Genomic DNA, 17,903 nt, shown 5'->3' with positions numbered 1-17,903 from the left:
AGGGGAGGGCTTCATGGCAGCGGAACCGATCGTGATCGCGGGGGCGGCGCGGACGCCGATGGGCGCCTTTCAGGGTGCGCTCAAGGGCCGGACGGGGGTCGAGCTCGGCGCGGCGGCGATCTCGGCCGCGCTCGCGCGGGCGGGCCTCGCCCCCGAGGCGGTCGAGGAGGTCGTGATGGGCTGCGTGCTGCCCGCGGGCCTCGGGCAGGCGCCGGCGCGGCAGGCGGCTCTGGGCGCGGGGCTGCCGCTCTCGGTGCCCTGCGCTACGCTGAACAAGGTCTGCGGCTCGGGGATGAAGGCCGCCATGGCCGCGCATGACATGATCCGGGCGGGCAGCGCGGGCATCGTCGTCGCGGGCGGTATGGAGAGCATGTCGAACGCGCCCTATCTGCTCGACAAGGCGCGCGGCGGCTACCGGATCGGGCATGGGCGCGTGCTGGACCACATGTTCCTCGACGGGCTCGAGGATGCCTACGACCGCGGCCGCGCCATGGGCACCTTCGCCGAGGATTGCGCCGAGGCCTACCAGTTCACCCGCGACGCGCAGGATGCCTATGCGCTGGCCTCGCTGGCCCGGGCGCAGGCGGCCATTGCCGAGGGGCGCTTCGCGGCCGAGGTGGTGGCAGTGGACGGGGTGGCGGTTGACGAGGCCCCGGGCCGCGCCCGCCCCGAGAAGATCCCCCAGCTCAGGCCCGCCTTCCGCGAGGGCGGCACGGTGACGGCGGCCAACAGCTCCTCGATCTCGGACGGGGCGGCGGCGCTCGTGATCGCCTCGGCCGGCGCGGCCGAGGCGCAGGGGCTGACCCCGCTCGCCACGATCCGCGGCCATGCAAGCCATGCGCAGGCGCCGAACCTTTTTACCACGGCGCCGATCTTCGCCATCGGGAAGCTTCTCGAGCGGTTGGGCTGGAGCGCGGCCGAGGTCGATCTCTTCGAGATCAACGAGGCTTTCGCAGTGGTGGCCATGGCCGCGATGCGCGACCTAGACCTGCCCCACGACAAGGTCAATGTGAACGGCGGCGCCTGCGCGCTCGGCCATCCGATCGGCTGCTCGGGGGCGCGGATCGTGGTGACTTTGATCGAGGCGCTGCGGGCGCGGGGATTGAGACGCGGCGTGGCCTCGCTCTGCATCGGCGGCGGCGAGGCGACGGCGCTGGCGGTGGAGGTGATCTGATGGACCTTCGGGATCAGGCGGCGCTCGTCACCGGCGCGGGATCGGGCTTGGGCGAGGCCACGGCGCGGGCGCTGGCGGCGGCGGGGGCGCGGGTGGCGCTCCTCGATTTCAACCTGCCCGCGGCCGAGGCGGTCGCGGCCGAGATCGGCGGGCTCGCCATCGGCTGCGACGTGGCCTCGGCCGAGGGCGCCGAAGCGGCGGTGGCGCGGGCCGCGGCCGAGCAGGGCGTGGCGCGCATCCTCGTCAATTGCGCGGGGGTGGCGCCGGCGAAGAAGATGCTCGGGCGCGCGGGCGTCATGCCGCTCGAGGAGTTCCGCCGCACGGTCGAGGTGAACCTCGTGGGCAGCTTCAACCTTCTGCGCCTCTTCGCGGCGGGGGCGGCGGAACTCGCGCCGCTCGAGACCGGCGAGCGGGGGGTGGCGATCCACACCGCCTCGGTGGCGGCCTGGGAGGGGCAGATCGGCCAGACCGCCTATGCCGCCTCGAAGGGGGGCATCGTGGGCCTCACCCTGCCCGCCGCGCGCGAACTCGCCCCGCTCGGCATCCGGGTCTGCGCCATCGCCCCCGGCATCTTCGAGACCGCGATGCTGAAGGGCCTGCCCGAGGCCGCGCAGGAGAGCCTCGGCGCGGCGGTGCCCTTCCCCTCGCGGCTCGGCCGGCCGGCCGAATTCGCGGCCCTTGCGCTCCACATCCTGTCGAACCCCATGTTGAACGGCGAGACGATCCGGCTCGACGGCGCGCTGCGGATGGCACCGAAATGAGCGTCCTGACCGACGAGCAGCGCCTCGTGCAGGAGATGGCGCGCACCTTCGCCCGCGAGGTGCTGGCACCCGGCGCCGCGGCCCGCGCGAAGGCCAAGGCGATCGAGCCGGCCGTGCTCGCGCAGATGGGCGAGCTCGGGTTCTTCGGCATGACGGTGCCCGAGGAGATGGGCGGCGTCGGCGCCGACTATATGAGCTATGCGCTGGCGCTGATCGAGATCGCGGCGGGCGACGGCGCGGTCTCGACGGTGATGAGCGTGCATAACGCCCCCTTCAACGCGATCCTCCAGCGGTTCGCGAGCCCCGCGCAGCGCGAGAGGGTGCTGCGGCCGGCGGCACAGGGCGCCTTCATCGGCGCCTTCGCCCTGACCGAGGCCCATGCGGGTTCGGACGCCTCGGCGCTGCGCAGCCGGGCGCGGCGCGCGGGCGGAGACTATGTGATCGACGGCGAGAAGGTCTTCATCACCTCGGGGCGGCTCGCGGGCTGGGCAATCCTGTTCGCGCGGATGGAGGGAAGCACGGGCAAGGAGGGCATCACCTGCTTCCTCACCCCCACCGACACGCCGGGCTACGAGGTGGTCAAGGTCGAGGACAAGCTCGGGCAGGAGGCGTCCGACACCTGCGCGCTGCGCTTCGACAGCCTGCGGGTGCCCGAGGCGCTGCGGATCGGGGCCGAGGGCGAGGGCTACCGGATCGCGCTCTCCAGCCTCGAGACCGGGCGCATCGGCATCGCGGCCCAGTCGGTCGGCATGGCGCAGGCGGCGCTCGAGGCGGCGGTGGCCTATGCGCGCGAGCGGACCTCGTTCGGGCGGCCGCTGATCGAGCATCAGGCGGTGGGCTTCCGGCTTGCCGAGGCGAAGACGCGGCTCGAGGCGGCGCGGCAGATGGTGCTTCATGCGGCGCGGATGAAGGATGCGGGCCAGCCCTGCCTGACCGAGGCCGCGATGGCCAAGCTCTTCGCCTCGGAGGCGGCCGAGCGGATCGTGTCGGACGCGATCCAGACCTTCGGCGGCTACGGCTACAGCCGCGACTTTCCCGTGGAGCGGATCTACCGCGATGTCCGGGTGTGCCAGATCTACGAGGGCACCTCGGACATCCAGAAGATGCTGATCCTCAGGGGCATGGCGTGAGCCTCGCCGAGGGCGGGCCGGAGGCTTCCGGAGAAGCCCCTGCCGGACCGCTGGCGGGGCTGCGGATCGTCGAGATGGTGGGCCTCGGCCCCTGCCCCTTCGCGGCGATGATGCTCTCGGATGCGGGCGCCGAGGTGATCCGCGTCCATCCGCTCGCGGCGCGCGCCGAGATCCCGCTGATGGACACGGAGTTCGACGTGCTGGCGCGCGGGCGGCGCTCCATCGCGATCGACCTCAAGCGGCCCGAGGGGGTGGCGCTGCTCCTCGATCTCGCGGAGCGGGCGGACGGGCTGATGGAGGGCTTCCGGCCGGGCGTGATGGAGCGGCTGGGGCTCGGGCCCGCGGAGTGTCATGCGCGCAATCCGCGCCTCGTCTACGGGCGGATGACGGGCTGGGGGCAGGACGGGCCGCTGGCCGCCACCGCCGGGCACGATCTGACCTATATCGCGCTCTCGGGCGTCCTCGGCGCGCTGGGGCCTGCCGACCGGCCGCCGGCGGTGCCGCTGAATCTCATCGGCGATTTCGGCGGCGGCGGCATGATGCTGGCCTTCGGGATGGTGGCGGCCCTCCTGCAGGCGCGCACGACCGGGCGCGGGCAGGTGGTCGACGCGGCCATGACCGAGGGCGCCTCGCTGCTCGCCGCGATGATCTGGGGCTTCCGGGCCGGCGGCGCCTGGCAGGACGGGCGGCAGGCGAACCTCCTCGACGGCGGGGCCTGGTTCTACGGCACCTACGAATGCGCCGACGGCCGCTTCCTCGCCGTGGCCCCGATCGAGGGCCGGTTCGCGCGGACCTTCCTCGAGCGGCTGGGCCCCGAAGCTGCGGAGCTGCGGCAGGGACCGCCCGCCGACTGGCCCGCGCAGCGCACGCGGCTGGCCGGGATCCTGCGGACGAAGCCGCGGGACGAATGGGTCGCTCTCTTCGCTGGAACCGACGCCTGCGTGGCGCCGGTGCTGGACTGGTCAGAGGCGCCGGAGCATCCGCAGGCCCGTGCCCGCGAGACCTTCGTGACCGTGGGCGGCGTGCCCCAGCCCGCCCCTGCCCCGCGCTTCTCCGACTTCCCGGGCCCGCGGCCCTCTCCGCCCGCGCGGCCCGGGGCCGACACGGCCGAGATCCTCGCCCGCTGGGGTGTGGACGGAGGCCCGGCCGCCGCCGCAGGCGCCATCCCGACGGGCTGAGGCTCAGCCCGTCTCCGCCACTTCCTCGCAGCGCACGAAGAAGTTCGTGAGCAGATGCGGCCCGAAGGAATGGACCATCGGCACGTCCGCCGCATCCCGGCCGCGTGCGATGACGATGCGGCCGATCCGGCGCTGGTTGTTGCGCGGGTCGAACACATGCCAGCGGCCGCCGAGATAGACCTCCATCCAGGCGCAGAAATCCATCGGCCCGCCGGGAGGCACGCCGATGTCGCCCAGATAGCCGTTGATGTAGCGGGCGGGAATGTTCAGTGCGCGGCAGAGCGCGATGCCCAGATGGGTGAAGTCGCGGCAGACGCCCGTCCCTTCCTCCCACGCCCCGTAGGCCGTGCGGAACGAGCTTGCGGCGGCATAGTCGAAGCGGATGTGACCATGGACGAAGTCCGAGATCGCCTGCACCCGTGCCCAGCCGGGCGTCACCTGTCCGAACATGTCCCAGGCGAACTGGCTGATCCGGTCGGTCTCGCAGTAACGCGAGCCGAGGAGGAACGGCAGCACCTCGTCGGGCAGTTCCGCCACCGGGATCTCGGCCGCGCCCCAATCCTCGGGATCGGGCGTGCCCGGATCCTCCATCACCCCGCCGCCGGTCAGGCGCAGGGTGCCGGCCGGCGCCACCAGCCGCCGGCAGCGGTTGCCGAACATGTCGTGATGCACCGTCATCGGCACCGAAGGATCGGCCTCCGCGGTCTCGGGGATCCGAAGCGCCCCGCGCTCTTCATCGCGGATGTCGAGAAGGCAGATCATCGGCGTCGGGACCTCGCATTGCAGCGAGATGTCGTAGCCGAACCGTATCAGCATAACCTGCCCCCTTTCGTGGTCCAGGCTCCGCCAACACATGGCCGGGCCACCGGTTCCGCGGCCGGGCCGGCTAAAGCGACGCCTGCCCGCAGAAGCGGCAGACGCTGCGCAATAAAGCGGGAATTGCCGATCAGGTACGCTTGAGGCGGATGACCACGTCGACCCGGCTCAGCTCGGCGCCCGGCGGCAGTTCGGGAATGCGGCTGATCTCGAGCTGGTCGGCCGGGGCGTCGAAGAGGTCGGCCGTATCTTCCCAGTAGAAGTGGGGATGGTTGTCGACGCGCGTATCGAAATAGCTGCGTGCGCCATCCACCACGACCTCCTGCATGAGGCCCGCTTCGCAGAAGGCGCGCAGCGTGTTGTAGACGGTGGCGAGGCTGACCTTGTCGTTGGACTGGCCGGCTGCGGCGAAAAGACTTTCCGCCGTCACATGCCGGTCGCGACCGTCGCCGACCAGAAGCGCCGCCAGCGCCACGCGCTGCCGCGTCGGGCGCAGGCCGCCCTTCGCCAGCCAGTCGGTGCCGCGTTCGATTGCCGATCGTGCCATCATTCCATCTGCCATGAAATGCATCTTATCCCATTGCGGGCGCAAAATTCAAACGGAAAGACCCATGTTTTTCTGACGGCCCGCTGCCCCGGTGACGCAGGGCGCCGCCCTTGCCAGCCCTTCCGTACGGGTGCTAAGGGGAAGCGGTTGACCCAGGGACGGACGGGAGAAAAATGGCGGACTATCCGACGAGCTTCGACAAAGAGGCGCTGCTGGCTTGCGCGCGGGGCGAGCTCTTCGGGCCTGGCAATGCCCAGCTCCCGTTGCCGCCGATGCTGATGATGGACCGCATCACCGACATTTCGGCCGATGGCGGGCTGCATGGCAAGGGGCATGTCGTGGCCGAGTTCGACATCCATCCCGACCTATGGTTCTTCGAATGCCATTTCCCGGGCAATCCAGTCATGCCGGGCTGCCTCGGGCTCGACGGGCTCTGGCAGCTCACGGGCTTCAACCTCGGCTGGCGCGGCTGGCAGGGCCAGGGCTTCGCGCTCGGCGTGGGCGAGGTGAAGCTCTCGGGCATGGTCCGCCCGGACCGCAAGCTCGTCACCTACCACGTCGATTTCACCCGCGTGATCGACCGCCGCCTCAAGATGGGCGTGGCGGACGGCCGCGTCTTCGCCGATGGCGAAGAGATCTACAGCGTCAAGGACATGAAAGTCGGTCTGGCCGCTGCGGCCTGATCGAGGGGGAGGAACACCGATGCGCCGCGTCGTCATCACCGGGATCGGCATCGTCTCGCCGATCGGGAACAATGCCGCCGAAGTGGAAGCGAGCCTGCGCGCCGGCCGCTCGGGCATCTCCTTCTCGGAGGACTATGCCCACCACGGCTTCCGCAGCCAGATCCACGGGATGCCCGATCTCGTGCTCGAGGACCATGTCGACAAGCGCGACCTGCGCTTCATGGGCGCCGGAGCCGCCTACAACTTCATCGCGATGGAGCAGGCGATCAAGGATTCGGGCCTCGAGGCCACCGAGGTCTCGAACCCGCGCACCGGTCTCGTGATGGGCTCGGGCGGGCCGTCGACCTCGAACTTCTTCCAGGCCCACAAGATCGTCATCGAGAAGGGCTCGCCCAAGCGGATGGGTCCCTTCATGGTGACGCGCTGCATGAGCTCGACCAACTCGGCCTGCCTTGCCACGCCCTTCAAGATCAAGGGCGTGAACTATTCGATCACCTCGGCCTGCTCCACCTCGGCCCATTGCATCGGCAACGGCACCGAGCTGATCCAGATGGGCAAGCAGGACATCGTCTTCGCCGGCGGCGGGGAAGAGCTCGACTGGACGCTCTCCTGCCTCTTCGACGCGATGGGGGCCATGTCGTCGAAATACAACGATGCGCCCGAGACCGCCTCGCGGCCGTTCGACGCCACGCGCGACGGGTTCGTGATCGCGGGCGGCGGCGGCGTGGTCGTGCTGGAAGAGCTCGAGCATGCGCTGGCGCGCGGCGCGAAGATCTATGCCGAAGTGACCGGCTACGGGGCCACCTCGGACGGGGCCGACATGGTGGCGCCGTCGGGCGAAGGCGGCGAGCGGTCGATGCGGCTGGCGCTCGGCACGCTGCCCGAGGGGCGCCGGGTCGATTACATCAACGCACACGGCACCTCGACGCCCGCGGGCGACGTGACCGAGGTGCGCGCGATCCGGCGGATCTTCGGCGAGGGCAAGGTTCCGCCGATCTCCTCCACCAAGTCGCTCACCGGCCATTCGCTGGGGGCCACCGGCGTGCACGAGGCGATCTATTCGATCCTGATGATGCAGGGCGACTTCATCGCGGCCTCGGCCAACGTGACCCAGCTCGACCCCGAGATCCAGCCGGACGAGATCGCCACCACCCTGCGCGAGGGGGTCGAGATCGACTCGGTCCTGTCCAACAGCTTCGGCTTCGGCGGCACCAACGCCAGTCTGCTCCTGAGCAAGTTCAACAACTGAGGGTGCGGCGATGGCCGATCTGATGAAGGGTAAACGCGGTCTGGTGATGGGGGTCGCGAACGACCGCTCGATCGCCTGGGGCATTGCACGCGCCCTGGCCGCCGAAGGGGCCGAACTCGCCTTCTCCTATCAGGGCGAGGCGTTCGGCAAGCGGGTCGAGCCGCTGGCGGCCTCGGTCGGCTCGGACTTCCTCGTCGATGTCGATGTGATGGACGATGCCTCGCTCGACGCCTGCTTCGGCGCGCTGAAGGATCGCTGGGGCACGCTCGACTTCGTGGTCCATGCAATCGCCTATTCGGACAAGACCGAACTCGCCGGACGCTTCATCAACACCTCGCGCGAGAACTTCCGCAATTCGCTGACGATCTCGTGCTATTCCTTCATCGACATCGCGCGGCGCGCCTCGGAGCTCATGCCCGACGGCGGCGCGCTGCTGACGCTGACCTATCAGGGGTCGAACCGGGTGACGCCCTATTACAACGTGATGGGCGTGGCGAAATCGGCGCTGGAATCGGCGGTGCGGTATCTCGCCAATGACCTCGGGCCGCAGAAGATCCGGGTGAATGCGATTTCGCCCGGCCCGATGAAGACGCTCGCGGGCGCGGCCATCGCGGGCGCGCGCGCCACCTTCCGCCACACCGAGGCCAACGCGCCCCTGCGGGCGAACGCGACGCTCGAAGCGGTGGGCGGCACGGCGGCATGGCTCGCCTCGGACTATGGCGCCTGCACCACGGGCGAGATCGTCCGGGTGGACGGCGGCTATCATGTGCTGGGGATGCCGCAGCCCGACCATCTCTGACGACGGGGATGCGCCGGAGACGGCGCGTCCGGGATCCTGAGGAACGGGCCTGACGGCGGCCCGTTCAGTCCTGTCCCGCGCCTCTCGCGCAGCGGCGGAGGGAACGGCGGGCCCCGTCGCTCCGTTTCCTGTCCATGCGGCCCGGCCGCACCATCGGACAGCGAGGGAGCCCCATGCCCCAGTCGATCTATGTCAACCTGCCCGTCGCGGACCTCGATCGGTCCATAGCCTTCTATCTGTCGCTCGGCTTCCAGCTCGAGGAGGCCTTCACCGACGAGACGGCCGCCTGCATCGCCATTTCCGGCTCGATCCGGCTCATGCTGCTCACCCATGCCCGGTTCGATCAGTTCGCCACCCTGCCGCGCGCCGATCCGCGCACCGCGACCTCGGTGCTGCTCGCCCTGTCGCGCGACAGCCGCGACGCGGTGGACGATCTTCTGAATGCGGCGCTCGGGGCGGGGGCGACAGAGCCCAAGCCCGCGGACGACCACGGCTGGATGTATCTGCGCACCCTGCACGATCCGGACGGCCATGTGTTCGAGATCTTCTGGATGGATGCGGAAGCCGCCTCGGCCGCAGGCAGGATGCCGAGCGGCTGACGGGCCGCCGCACGCCCGGCGGCTTTCGCGCAGAGGCTCCGGCCTCTGCCGAGCCCGGCCTCATCAGGCCACGGCACGCGGCACCGGAGGCGCTTGACCTCCGGCGCCGGACGCGAGACATGCGCGCCGGGGGCCGCGCGCCGGACCCCGATGCGCAGAGCCGCGCGGCGGCGCCCGGTTCCTTCCCGACAGGCGGCGGACCGGCCCGCCGGCCGTCCAACGGGGAGAAAAAATGACACTGGCCGACCAGCTGCGACGCGCCGAGCACGACCGCTCGGCCCTGATCGAGGAATCGATCCTGCCCACCCACCTCAACCAGCGTCCCATCGGGATGATCGGCTATGGCTGGATCTGGGTCGGCATCGCCGTCATCATCGCCACCTACTCGCTGGGCGCCGCGGGCGTGGGCGGAGGCGTGCCGCTTGCCACGGTGATCCTCACCATCTTTGCGGCCAACCTCACCATCGGCGCCTTCATGCTGCTCACGGCCGACATCGGCACCGAGCATGGCGTGCCCTTCGCGGTCTATCTGCGGGCGCCCTTCGGCATCCACGGCACCCACCTGCCCTCGCTCTCGCGCGGGCTGGTGGCGGCGATGTGGTTCGGCATCCAGACCTATCTCGGTGCGCTGGCCCTGAACGGGATCGGCGAATATGTCCTCGGCGTCTCGAACTGGTTCGTCTGGTATCTCCTCTTCGGCCTCCTCCAGATCGCGAGCACCATGGCGGGCATCCGCTCGGTCGAGCGGCTGGCGGCGCTGGCCGCGCCCGCGATCATCGCCATCTCGGTCTGGATGTATTTCAGCCTCGAGGGGATCGCCGAGACCAAGGGGCTCAACATCTGGACCTTCCGCGCCGAGGGGCAGATGTCGCTGCTCGCGCTCTTCATCGCCAACCTCGGCTTCTGGTCGACCATGGCCATCGACATTCCGAACCTGACCCGCTTCATCGCGGTGAAGCCCGGCGCGCGCGGCTTCCTCAGCCGCAACCGCGCGGTGTTCCTGGGCCAGCTCGTGGCGCTGCCCGTCACTCAGGCGCTGGTCGCGGGCATCGGCGGGGTCTCGTTCATCGCCACCGGCAACTGGAACCCGATCGAGGTGATCCAGGGGGATGCGCAGGGCCTCTCGCTCCTCACGCTTCTCCTCCTCGTCGTGCTGGCGCAATGGTCGACGAACAACTCGGCCAACCTGATCCCGGCCGCACTGACCTTCGTCAACCTCGCGCCGCGCCGGATCGATTACCGCATCGGCGTAGCGCTGGCGGGGGTCGTGGGCACGCTCTGCTTCCCGTGGGAGATCCTGAACAACCTCTTCACCTTCCTCGGCTACTGCGGCGCCTTCCTGCTTTCCATCGGCGGGATCATGGTGGCGGATTACTATGTGCTGCGCGGCCGGCGGGTGAACGTGCCTGCCCTCTACGATCCGCAGGGCCAGTACCGCTACGCGGGCGGCTTCAATCCCGCGGGCCTCGTGGCCTGGATCGTCGCGGGGGCGGCGGCAGCCTGGTGGTCGGACTATTCCGTCTTCGTGGGCTTCCCGCTGGGCGCCCTCCTTTATCTCGCGCTGATGAAGCTCGTGGTGCTGCCGCGCCATCCGCAGCCCGAGATGGCCGCGGCCGAGGGCTATCTCGCCACCTCCGAGGGGGTGAGCTGGGCCTATCTCGGCGGCGGCCGGTTCACCCGCCTGCGCCCCGGCGAGACGGCGGGCGCGGTCGTCCCGCGCGAGGATCTGTAACGCGCGCCGGGGGCGGGTCCCCTCACCCGTCCCCCGCGATCATCGCCACGAGGAACCGCGCGCAGACAAGGAGCAGGAAGCAGCCGAAGCTGCGCGCTAGCCATTCCTTCGACAGCCGGTGCGCCAGCGCCACGCCGAAGCGCGTGGTCAGGATCGAGGTCGGGATCGTCAGGAGGAAGGTCGCCACCGAGACGAACCCCAGCGCGTCGGGCGGCAGGTCGGGCCGGCCCCAGCCCGCGATCATGTAGCCTATCGTGCCGGGGACGGCGATCAGCACGCCCACGCCGGCCGCGGTCGAGACGGCACGGTGGATCGGCACGCCATGGAGCGTGAGGATCAGGTTCGAGACCGCGCCGCCGCCGATGCCCATCAGCGCCGAGACGAGCCCCACCACCGCGCCGTAAAGGCGCAGGATCGCGCGGCGCGGCAGGCCCTCGGACAGCCGCCACTTGCCCCCGGTCAGGAGCTTCGTCGCGATGAGCAGCGCCACGCAGACGAAGACGCCCTGAAAGAGCCGCGGTGGCGCGACGCTGGCCAGCGCCGAGCCGAGCGCCACGCCGATGAGGATCGGCAGCGCCCAGACCTTCAGCAGATCCTTGTCGACCGTGCCGCGCTGCAGGTGCCCGTAGGCCGAGACGAGCGAGGTCGGCACGATCACCGCAAGCGAGGTGCCCACGGCGAGCGGCATCGCCACTTCGGGATCGTGGCCGAGCAGCCGGAAGACCTCGAAGAAGACGGGAACCGAGATCGCGCCGCCGCCGATCCCGAACAGGCCCGCGAGGAACCCCGTCACCGCACCCGCCGCGGCCAGCGCCGCGATGAGCGCGAAGATCGTGCCCGAGGAAAGGAGCTCCATCAGCCTTCGGCCGTCCGCCGCGCGAGGCTTGCGCCGTCGAACCGGCCGAGGCCCGCCTCCAGCGCCGCCCGATAACGCTCCTCGGCGGCGGCGGAGAGCGGCAGCGCCGCCCCCTCGCGCTCGGCAAGGGCCAGAGCCAGATGCAGATCCTTGGCGAGGCCCGCGATGTCGAAGGTGCCGCGCTGATCGGCCCCTTCCAGGGTCTCCACCACCACCTGCGCGCGGTTCTTCAGCACCGCGGGACCGCCCGAGCTTTCGGCCATCAGGCCGATCGCCTGCTCGGCCGGAATGCCCGCCCCGCGCAGGAGGAGGAGGCTCTCGCCCAGCGTCTGCCAGTAGAGCGCGAGCGGCAGGTTCACGGCGAGCTTCATCCGGGCCGCGGCCCCGACGGACCCCAGATGCTCGACGCGACGGCAGAGCCGTTCGAGCACCGGCCGGGCCTGTTCGAGGGTCTCGGCCGGCCCGCCCGCGAAGCCCAGAAGCTGGCCCTTCAGCGCGGGGGCCACGGTGCCGCCCACCGGGCAATGGAGGAACTGCGCCCCGAGCGCCGTGGCCTGCGCCTCGAGCGCCTCGGCCTGATCGGGCAGGAGCGTCGACATCTCGACCACGATGCGGCCCGCCAGCGCCGCGCCCATGCCCGCCAGCACCGCCTCGGCTGCGGCGGCATCGGTCAGCGACAGAAGAACGAGATCGGCCTCGGCCAGCGCTTCGAGCGCCACGGCCTCGGCGCCGGCATCGACCGCGGCGCCCGTCCGGTCGGAACTGCGGTTCCAGACCCGGACCGGGGTCCCCGTCTCGCGGAGGCGGCGGGCGAAGGCCGTGCCCATGCGCCCGGTTCCGGCAATGCCCACCACGGTGTCGCTCATTCAAGCCTCCTTCATCAGTCCGAGTATCGCGAGCGTCGTCTCGCCCGCGGCGATCCGGCGCTTCATCTCTTCCTCGCGGCCGGCCCGCGCGCGGCCCGCGGCCAGCGCCGCCCCGGCCTCGTCGCGCGGCAGGATCAACACGGCATCCGCATCCGCCACCACCATGTCGCCGGGCCCGACAGAGGCCCGCCCGAACCTCAAGACCGCGCCCAGCTGGCCCCGGTCGGTCTTGGTCGTGCCGCGGATGTCGAGCCCGCGGGCGAAGACCGGAAAGCCCAGATCCGCGATCTGGGCACTGTCCCGCACCGCTCCGTCGATCACAAGGCCCGCGAGACCCCGCGCCATGGCCGCGAGCGCCATGATCTCGCCGAAGGGACCGCTGTCGAGGCTGGCTTCGTAATCGACCACCAGCACCTCGCCCGGCCGCGCCACCGCAAGCGCGCGGTGGAGCGCGAGATTGTCGCCCGCCCGGCAGCGGACCGTGAAGGCCGGCCCCGCCAGCGCCATGCCCGGCGCGAGCGGGCGGAGCGGCAGGCCCGGCAGACGCGCGCCGGGCCAGGCCTCGCCGAGCGTCGCCGTGCCGAGCGCGAGGAGATCGGCCGCGCGCACCACGGCTGTCAGACGGCCTTCGGCCCGATGCGGACCTGCATCGGCTCGAGCCCCTCCATCGTGCAGTCGAGCACGTCTCCGGTCACCACCGCGCCCACGCCCGCGGGCGTGCCGGTCATGATGATGTCGCCCGGCTGAAGGCGGTGCTGCTCGGAGAGCTTGGCAATGATCTCGTCGACCTTCCAGATCATCAGCCCGATGTCGGCATCCTGCTTGACCTCCCCGTTCACCTTCAGCGTGAGCTGGCCCGAGGTCAGCACCCCGCACTCCTCGGCGCGGGTGACGGGGCCGATCGGGGCCGAGAGGTCGAAGGCCTTCGTGACCTCCCACGGCAGGCCTTTTTCCAGCACGCCCTTCTGATGGTCGCGCCGCGTCATGTCGAGGCCCACGGCATAGCCGTAGATGTGGCTGGCGGCATCGGCGACCGAGATGTTGTAGCCGCCCGACTTCAGCACCACCACGAGCTCGCATTCGTAATGGAAGTTCTCGGTGAAGACCGGATAGGGGATCTCGCCGCCGTTGCGCACCACCGCATCCGCAGGCTTCATGAAGATCACCGGCGGGTCGCGCTCGTCCGCATTCATCTCGCGGATGTGGGCGACGTAGTTCTTGCCGATGCAATAGACGCGGCGCACCGGGAATTTCTCGTCGCTGCCGACGACATCGAGGTGGGCTTGCGCCGCGGTGGGTAGGACGTAGGCCGCCATCTGTCACTCCTCCTGAACAGTCGCGTGCGGGCCGCAGCCCTCCCGGCCGCGACTCGTGATGACAAAGCGTTCCCGGTATCGGGCGGCAGATCAAGATATGAAAACGCCTGATCTTCCGTTTCGTATATTTTTTTGAATTGTGGCTCGAATGGTATACGCTGAGTCGCGGAGGGAGCGCCCCTCGTCGGGGCGGAACGTCCGACAACGGGAGGAACAACAAGATGACCAGCACGACCAGACTGAGCCGTCGCAGCTTCGGCCTTCTGACCGCCGGAAGCGTCGCGAGCCTTGCCATCGGGGCGCCGAGCCTGATCCGCGCCCAGACGGCGGTGAATTTCGCCGTCCCCAATCCCTCCGCCCTGACCTGGCTGCCCTACTGGGTGGCGGTGGGCGAAGGCTACTTCGCCGAAGAAGGCTTCGAGCCCCGGCTCGAGGCCATCGACGGCTCTTCGGCCGTGCTTCAGGCCATGTCGGCGGGACAGGCACAGATCGGCGCGCCGGGACCGGGCCCGACGCTCGGCGCGCGCGCGCGCGGGGTGGACGTCAAGTTCCTCTACAACCTCTATCCGAAGTCGGTCTTCGGCCTCCTCGTGAAGGAGGACAGCGCCTATCAGACCCCGGCCGACCTCAAGGGCCAGGTCATCGGCGTGGGCACCGCGGACGGGGCCGAGGTCTCCTTCACCCGCGCCATCCTGACCGAGGCGGGCATGACCGAGGGGGCCGATTACAGCTTCCTGCCGGTGGGCGACGGCGGCACGGCGGCGGTGGCCTTCCTGCGCGACGAGGTGGCGGCCTATGCGGGCGCGGTCTCGGATGCGGCGATCCTTGCCGCGCGCGGCCTCACGCTGCGCGAGATCACGCCCGAGGCCTTCCTCGGCTTCTTCGGCAACGGCATCGCCATGCTGGAAAGCCAGATGCAGGCCATGCCCGAGCTTGCCCCCGCTTTCGGCCGGGCGCTGGTGCGCGGCACGCGCTTTGCCTCGGATCCGGCCAACAAGGAGAAGGCACTGGCCCATTGCGCGGCCGGCAACCCGCAGGAGGGCGAGCAGGATTACGCGGCCTCGCTCTATGACGGCGTGGTCAACCGCATGACCCCGACCGAGGCCTTCATCGGCAAGGGCTACGGCTACCAGCCGCCCGAGCACTGGCAGGCGATCCACGATTCCGCCGTGGCTTCGGGCGCCCTCTCCGAGCCGATCGAGGATCTGGCCTCGGTCTATACCAACGAGTTCGTCGAAGGCTGGAACAGCTGATGGCGATGGCAGAGCCCCGTGCCCGGATCCCGGAGACGGCCGCCCCCGCGCGGCCGATATACGAGATCGAGCGCCTGTCGAAGACCTATGCCAACAACCGGCTGGTCGCCCTGCAGGACGTGCATCTGACCCTGCGCAAGGGCGAGTTCGTCTCGGTCGTCGGCTCCTCCGGCTGCGGAAAGTCGACGCTTCTGAAGATCATGTCGGGGCTTCTGCCGCCCACGCGGGGGCGCGTCGTGCTGGACGGCAGGCCGGTGACGGGGCCGCGCCCCGATATCGGCATGATGTTCCAGCAGGCAACGCTCCTGCCCTGGAAGACCACGATCGAGAACATCGTGCTTCCCATCGAGATCCGCGAGGGGCGGGCGGCGGCGAAGGCCGCGCTGCCGCGCGCACAGGCGCTGCTGTCGCTGGTGGGTCTCGGCGATTTCGCCCGGGTCTTCCCGGGCGAGCTGTCCGGCGGCATGGCGCAGCGGGCCTCGATCTGCCGGATGCTGATCTCGGAGCCGGCGGTCCTGCTGCTCGACGAGCCCTTCTCGGCGCTCGACGAGCTCACGCGCGACTTCATGAACATGGAGCTGCAGCGGATCTGCGCCGAGCAGGAGGCCACGGCCTTCCTCGTGACCCACTCGCTCGCCGAGGCGGTGATCCTGTCCGACCGGGTGCTGGTGATGAAGCCGCGTCCGGGCCGGGTGGTCGAGGAAATCGTGATCGACCTGCCCCGCCCCCGCACGCTCGAGATGATCAACACGCCGAAGTTCGGCCAGATCGTCGGCCACATCCGCGACCTGCTCGGCAAGGAGGCCCACCAATGACCGACACTCTCGACAGCCGCGATACCGTCTGGGTCGAGCATGAGGCGCTGATCGACCGGGTGCCGCGCTGGGTGGCGATGCTCGCCCTCGCCGTCGTCGTGGTGGCGATCTGGGATCTGGCCACCGCGCGCATGGCCTGGGTCTCGCCCATCATCCTGCCGAGCCCCGGCGAGACGCTCGACGACCTGATCTTCGTGGGCAAGAACCTCCTTTCGGGGGGGTACATGCTCGAGGCGCTCTGGACGACGACGCGGACGGTGTTCTGGGCCTTCCTCTTGGCCACGGGCATCGGCTTCTCGCTGGGCGTGCTCGTCGGCGAGACGAAGTTCGGCGAGCGCGCGGTCATGCCCTATCTCGTGGCGATCGACACGATGCCGAAGGTCGCCTTCGCGCCGCTCTTCATCGCGTGGCTCGGCTTCGACATCGCCTCGAAGGTGGCGCTCGCGGCCTTCATCGCCACCTTCCCCATCGTGGTTTCGACGGCGGCAGGCCTCTATTCCGCTTCCGAGAACGAGCGGATGCTGTTCAAGGCGATGGGCGCCTCTCGGCTGCAGACGCTGCTGCGGCTCAAGCTGCCGAACGGGCTGCCGCACATCTTCACCGGGCTGAAGATCGCGGCCGTGGGGGTGATGGCGGGCGCCATCACGGGCGAGTTCCTCGGCGGCGGGCGCGGCTTCGGCGCGCTCATCCGCCAGTCGGCCAGCCAGATGGACACGCCGCGCGTCTTCGCGCTGATCCTCTATCTGAGCCTCCTCGGACTGGCCCTTTTCTTCACCGTGGCCTGGCTGCAAAAGCGTCTCGTCTTCTGGAACAAGGCGAATCAGCCCATCGGAGCTGCGTGATGACGAGTGCTGCGGAGAAGGCGCCGCCCGAAGCGCGGAACCTGTCGGAACAGGCCCACGACCGGATCCGCCGCGACATCCTGAGGGGCGAGCTCTTTCCCGGCGTGAAGCTCCATATCGAGGGCATCTCGGAGCGCTACGGCATCGGCATCGCCCCGGTGCGCGAGGCGCTGAACCGCCTCTCCTCGGAAGGGCTCGTCGAGCGCAAGAGCCAGCGCGGCTTCTTCGTGGCGGGCATCTCGATGGCGGGGCTCGAAGAGCTGGTGAAGACCCGGATCTGGCTCGAGACCCTGGCCCTGCGCGAGTCCATCGCGCAGGGCGACGTCGCCTGGGAGGAGAATCTCGTGCTCGCCTATCACCGGCTGGCACGGACCAATCGGCGGGTGCCTGACGCGTCCGGGCGCGATCTGGCCGAGGAGTGGGAGCATCTGCACAAGGCCTTCCACATGCTGCTCCTCGAGCGGTGCGGCTCGAGCTGGCTGCTCGGCTTCTGCTCGACCATGATGGATCAGGCGGTGCGCTACCGCAGCCTGTCGATGAAGGTCCACCCCAACGTCCAGCGGCGCGAGGGCGCGGCTGCGGAACATGCGGCCATTCTCGCAGCGGCCATCGACCGCAAGACGGATCTGGCCTGCGAGCTGCTGACCGAACATTACCGGGCCACCCTCGAGGCGCTGCGGGGCGTCGTCGGCGGCGACGAGACCGCGCCTGCCGCCGGGACGGGCCGCGAGGCCGGCTGAGCGGAAAGCTCCGCCGAGGGAGCGCGACCTCTTGACGCAGCGCCTTCGGCCGCTAGGTGGCCGCCAAAGCCACCGGGAGGCCGCCATGATCCACCTGACCGTCAACGGGCGCGAGATGTCCCTCGACGTCGATCCCGACACCCCTCTGCTCTGGGTCCTGCGCGACGAGCTGCGCCTGACCGGCACGAAGTTCGGTTGCGGGGTCGCCCAGTGCGGGGCCTGCACCGTCATGCTGGACGGGATGCCCCGACGGTCCTGCGTGACGCCGGTCGGGATGATCGAAAATGCGTCCGTCACCACCATCGAGGGGATGGAGGGGCCGGAGATCTCCGCCGTGCAGGCCGCCTGGGCCGCGTCGGACGTGCCGCAATGCGGCTGGTGCCAGTCGGGCCAGGTGATGTCGGCGACCGCGCTCCTGCGCCAGATCCCGAAGCCCACCGACGAGGAGATCGATCACGCGATGGGCGGCAACCTCTGCCGCTGCGCCACCTATGTCCGCATCCGGCAGGCGATCCATGACGCCGCCCGCACCCTGGAGGGCTGAGCC

The 17,903-nt window shown here is 70.1% G+C and carries 20 protein-coding genes; 14 read left to right on the top strand and 6 right to left on the bottom strand.

The window, feature by feature from the left end; translation table 11 throughout:
- The first annotated feature begins 13 nt into the window (after positions 1 to 13).
- Genes RSP_RS16570 through RSP_RS16555 form a run of 4 tightly spaced genes read left to right on the top strand, consistent with a single transcriptional unit; the run spans position 14 to position 4,243 of the window.
- Positions 14 to 1,174, top strand: coding sequence for an acetyl-CoA C-acyltransferase (locus RSP_RS16570; protein WP_011339111.1), 1,161 nt, complete (start codon positions 14 to 16; stop codon positions 1,172 to 1,174).
- Entirely contained in the window at positions 1,174 to 1,935 is a 762-nt protein-coding gene (locus tag RSP_RS16565; RefSeq protein ID WP_011339110.1) for an SDR family NAD(P)-dependent oxidoreductase, read from the top strand. Before RSP_RS16570 ends, RSP_RS16565 begins: the two co-directional genes overlap by 1 nt.
- Complete coding sequence (locus RSP_RS16560) at positions 1,932 to 3,065, top strand: acyl-CoA dehydrogenase family protein (protein ID WP_011339109.1); 1,134 nt, start codon at positions 1,932 to 1,934, stop codon at positions 3,063 to 3,065. The genes RSP_RS16565 and RSP_RS16560 overlap by 4 nt, the downstream gene beginning before the upstream one ends.
- A complete protein-coding gene (locus RSP_RS16555; RefSeq protein ID WP_011339108.1) occupies positions 3,062 to 4,243 on the top strand; it encodes a CaiB/BaiF CoA transferase family protein in 1,182 nt (393 codons plus the stop codon). The genes RSP_RS16560 and RSP_RS16555 overlap by 4 nt, the downstream gene beginning before the upstream one ends.
- A 3-nt stretch (positions 4,244 to 4,246) precedes the next feature.
- Here RSP_RS16555 and RSP_RS16550 read toward each other — a convergent pair whose 3' ends face one another.
- Both RSP_RS16550 and irr read right to left on the bottom strand, forming a co-directional pair.
- The gene (locus tag RSP_RS16550) at positions 4,247 to 5,059 is read right to left on the bottom strand and encodes a transglutaminase-like domain-containing protein (protein WP_011339107.1); all 813 of its coding nucleotides are present in this window, start codon (positions 5,057 to 5,059) and stop codon (positions 4,247 to 4,249) included.
- A gap of 130 nt (positions 5,060 to 5,189) precedes the next feature.
- Positions 5,190 to 5,630 (bottom strand): Fur family transcriptional regulator Irr, encoded by a 441-nt coding sequence (gene irr / locus RSP_RS16545; protein ID WP_011339106.1) that lies wholly within the window; start codon positions 5,628 to 5,630, stop codon positions 5,190 to 5,192.
- 149 nt (positions 5,631 to 5,779) lie between these two features.
- On the opposite strand from irr, the gene fabA reads away from it, so the two are divergent.
- From fabA to RSP_RS16520, 5 genes are all read left to right on the top strand, one after another.
- On the top strand, positions 5,780 to 6,289 hold the full coding sequence (fabA, locus tag RSP_RS16540; RefSeq protein ID WP_002723732.1) for a bifunctional 3-hydroxydecanoyl-ACP dehydratase/trans-2-decenoyl-ACP isomerase: 510 nt from the start codon (positions 5,780 to 5,782) through the stop codon (positions 6,287 to 6,289).
- A 19-nt stretch (positions 6,290 to 6,308) separates the two neighbouring features.
- Positions 6,309 to 7,538 carry a beta-ketoacyl-ACP synthase I gene (gene fabB, locus RSP_RS16535; RefSeq protein WP_011339105.1) on the top strand — a complete coding sequence of 410 codons (1,230 nt, stop codon included), beginning with the start codon at positions 6,309 to 6,311 and terminating at the stop codon, positions 7,536 to 7,538.
- Between the two features lie 10 nt (positions 7,539 to 7,548).
- Positions 7,549 to 8,337, top strand: coding sequence for an enoyl-ACP reductase FabI (locus tag RSP_RS16530; protein ID WP_011339104.1), 789 nt, complete (start codon positions 7,549 to 7,551; stop codon positions 8,335 to 8,337).
- Positions 8,338 to 8,510: 173 nt separating this feature from the next.
- Positions 8,511 to 8,936 carry a VOC family protein gene (locus RSP_RS16525; RefSeq protein ID WP_011339103.1) on the top strand — a complete coding sequence of 142 codons (426 nt, stop codon included), beginning with the start codon at positions 8,511 to 8,513 and terminating at the stop codon, positions 8,934 to 8,936.
- A gap of 232 nt (positions 8,937 to 9,168) precedes the next feature.
- Positions 9,169 to 10,668, top strand: coding sequence for an NCS1 family transporter (locus RSP_RS16520; RefSeq protein WP_011339102.1), 1,500 nt, complete (start codon positions 9,169 to 9,171; stop codon positions 10,666 to 10,668).
- A 22-nt stretch (positions 10,669 to 10,690) separates the two neighbouring features.
- On the opposite strand, the gene RSP_RS16515 is transcribed toward RSP_RS16520, so the two are convergent.
- Genes RSP_RS16515 through RSP_RS16500 form a run of 4 tightly spaced genes read right to left on the bottom strand, consistent with a single transcriptional unit; the run spans position 10,691 to position 13,706 of the window.
- Entirely contained in the window at positions 10,691 to 11,524 is an 834-nt protein-coding gene (locus tag RSP_RS16515; RefSeq protein ID WP_011339101.1) for a sulfite exporter TauE/SafE family protein, read from the bottom strand.
- Entirely contained in the window at positions 11,524 to 12,390 is an 867-nt protein-coding gene (locus RSP_RS16510) for an NAD(P)-dependent oxidoreductase (protein ID WP_011339100.1), read from the bottom strand. The genes RSP_RS16515 and RSP_RS16510 overlap by 1 nt, the downstream gene beginning before the upstream one ends.
- On the bottom strand, positions 12,391 to 12,999 hold the full coding sequence (locus tag RSP_RS16505; protein ID WP_227590663.1) for an RraA family protein: 609 nt from the start codon (positions 12,997 to 12,999) through the stop codon (positions 12,391 to 12,393).
- An 8-nt stretch (positions 13,000 to 13,007) separates the two neighbouring features.
- Positions 13,008 to 13,706 (bottom strand): fumarylacetoacetate hydrolase family protein, encoded by a 699-nt coding sequence (locus RSP_RS16500; protein ID WP_011339098.1) that lies wholly within the window; start codon positions 13,704 to 13,706, stop codon positions 13,008 to 13,010.
- A gap of 221 nt (positions 13,707 to 13,927) precedes the next feature.
- Between RSP_RS16500 and RSP_RS16495 the strand changes: the two genes are divergently transcribed.
- The 5 genes from RSP_RS16495 to RSP_RS16475 all read left to right on the top strand — a co-directional run bounded on the left by RSP_RS16495 (position 13,928) and on the right by RSP_RS16475 (position 17,900).
- Positions 13,928 to 14,959 carry an ABC transporter substrate-binding protein gene (locus RSP_RS16495; protein WP_011339097.1) on the top strand — a complete coding sequence of 344 codons (1,032 nt, stop codon included), beginning with the start codon at positions 13,928 to 13,930 and terminating at the stop codon, positions 14,957 to 14,959.
- Entirely contained in the window at positions 14,959 to 15,774 is an 816-nt protein-coding gene (locus RSP_RS16490) for an ABC transporter ATP-binding protein (RefSeq protein ID WP_002723717.1), read from the top strand. Before RSP_RS16495 ends, RSP_RS16490 begins: the two co-directional genes overlap by 1 nt.
- Positions 15,771 to 16,616: an ABC transporter permease gene (locus tag RSP_RS16485; RefSeq protein WP_011339096.1), complete on the top strand. Its 846-nt coding sequence runs from the start codon at positions 15,771 to 15,773 to the stop codon at positions 16,614 to 16,616. Before RSP_RS16490 ends, RSP_RS16485 begins: the two co-directional genes overlap by 4 nt.
- A complete protein-coding gene (locus RSP_RS16480) occupies positions 16,616 to 17,356 on the top strand; it encodes a GntR family transcriptional regulator (protein WP_011339095.1) in 741 nt (246 codons plus the stop codon). The genes RSP_RS16485 and RSP_RS16480 overlap by 1 nt, the downstream gene beginning before the upstream one ends.
- Positions 17,357 to 17,441: 85 nt before the next feature.
- Positions 17,442 to 17,900 carry a (2Fe-2S)-binding protein gene (locus RSP_RS16475; RefSeq protein ID WP_009561349.1) on the top strand — a complete coding sequence of 153 codons (459 nt, stop codon included), beginning with the start codon at positions 17,442 to 17,444 and terminating at the stop codon, positions 17,898 to 17,900.
- Positions 17,901 to 17,903 lie beyond the last annotated feature (3 nt).

This window comes from Cereibacter sphaeroides 2.4.1, from assembly GCF_000012905.2.
Lineage (GTDB): Bacteria > Pseudomonadota > Alphaproteobacteria > Rhodobacterales > Rhodobacteraceae > Cereibacter_A > Cereibacter_A sphaeroides.
Note: the sequence above shows the minus strand (reverse complement) of the source record. Positions and strands in the feature narration are given on the sequence as shown.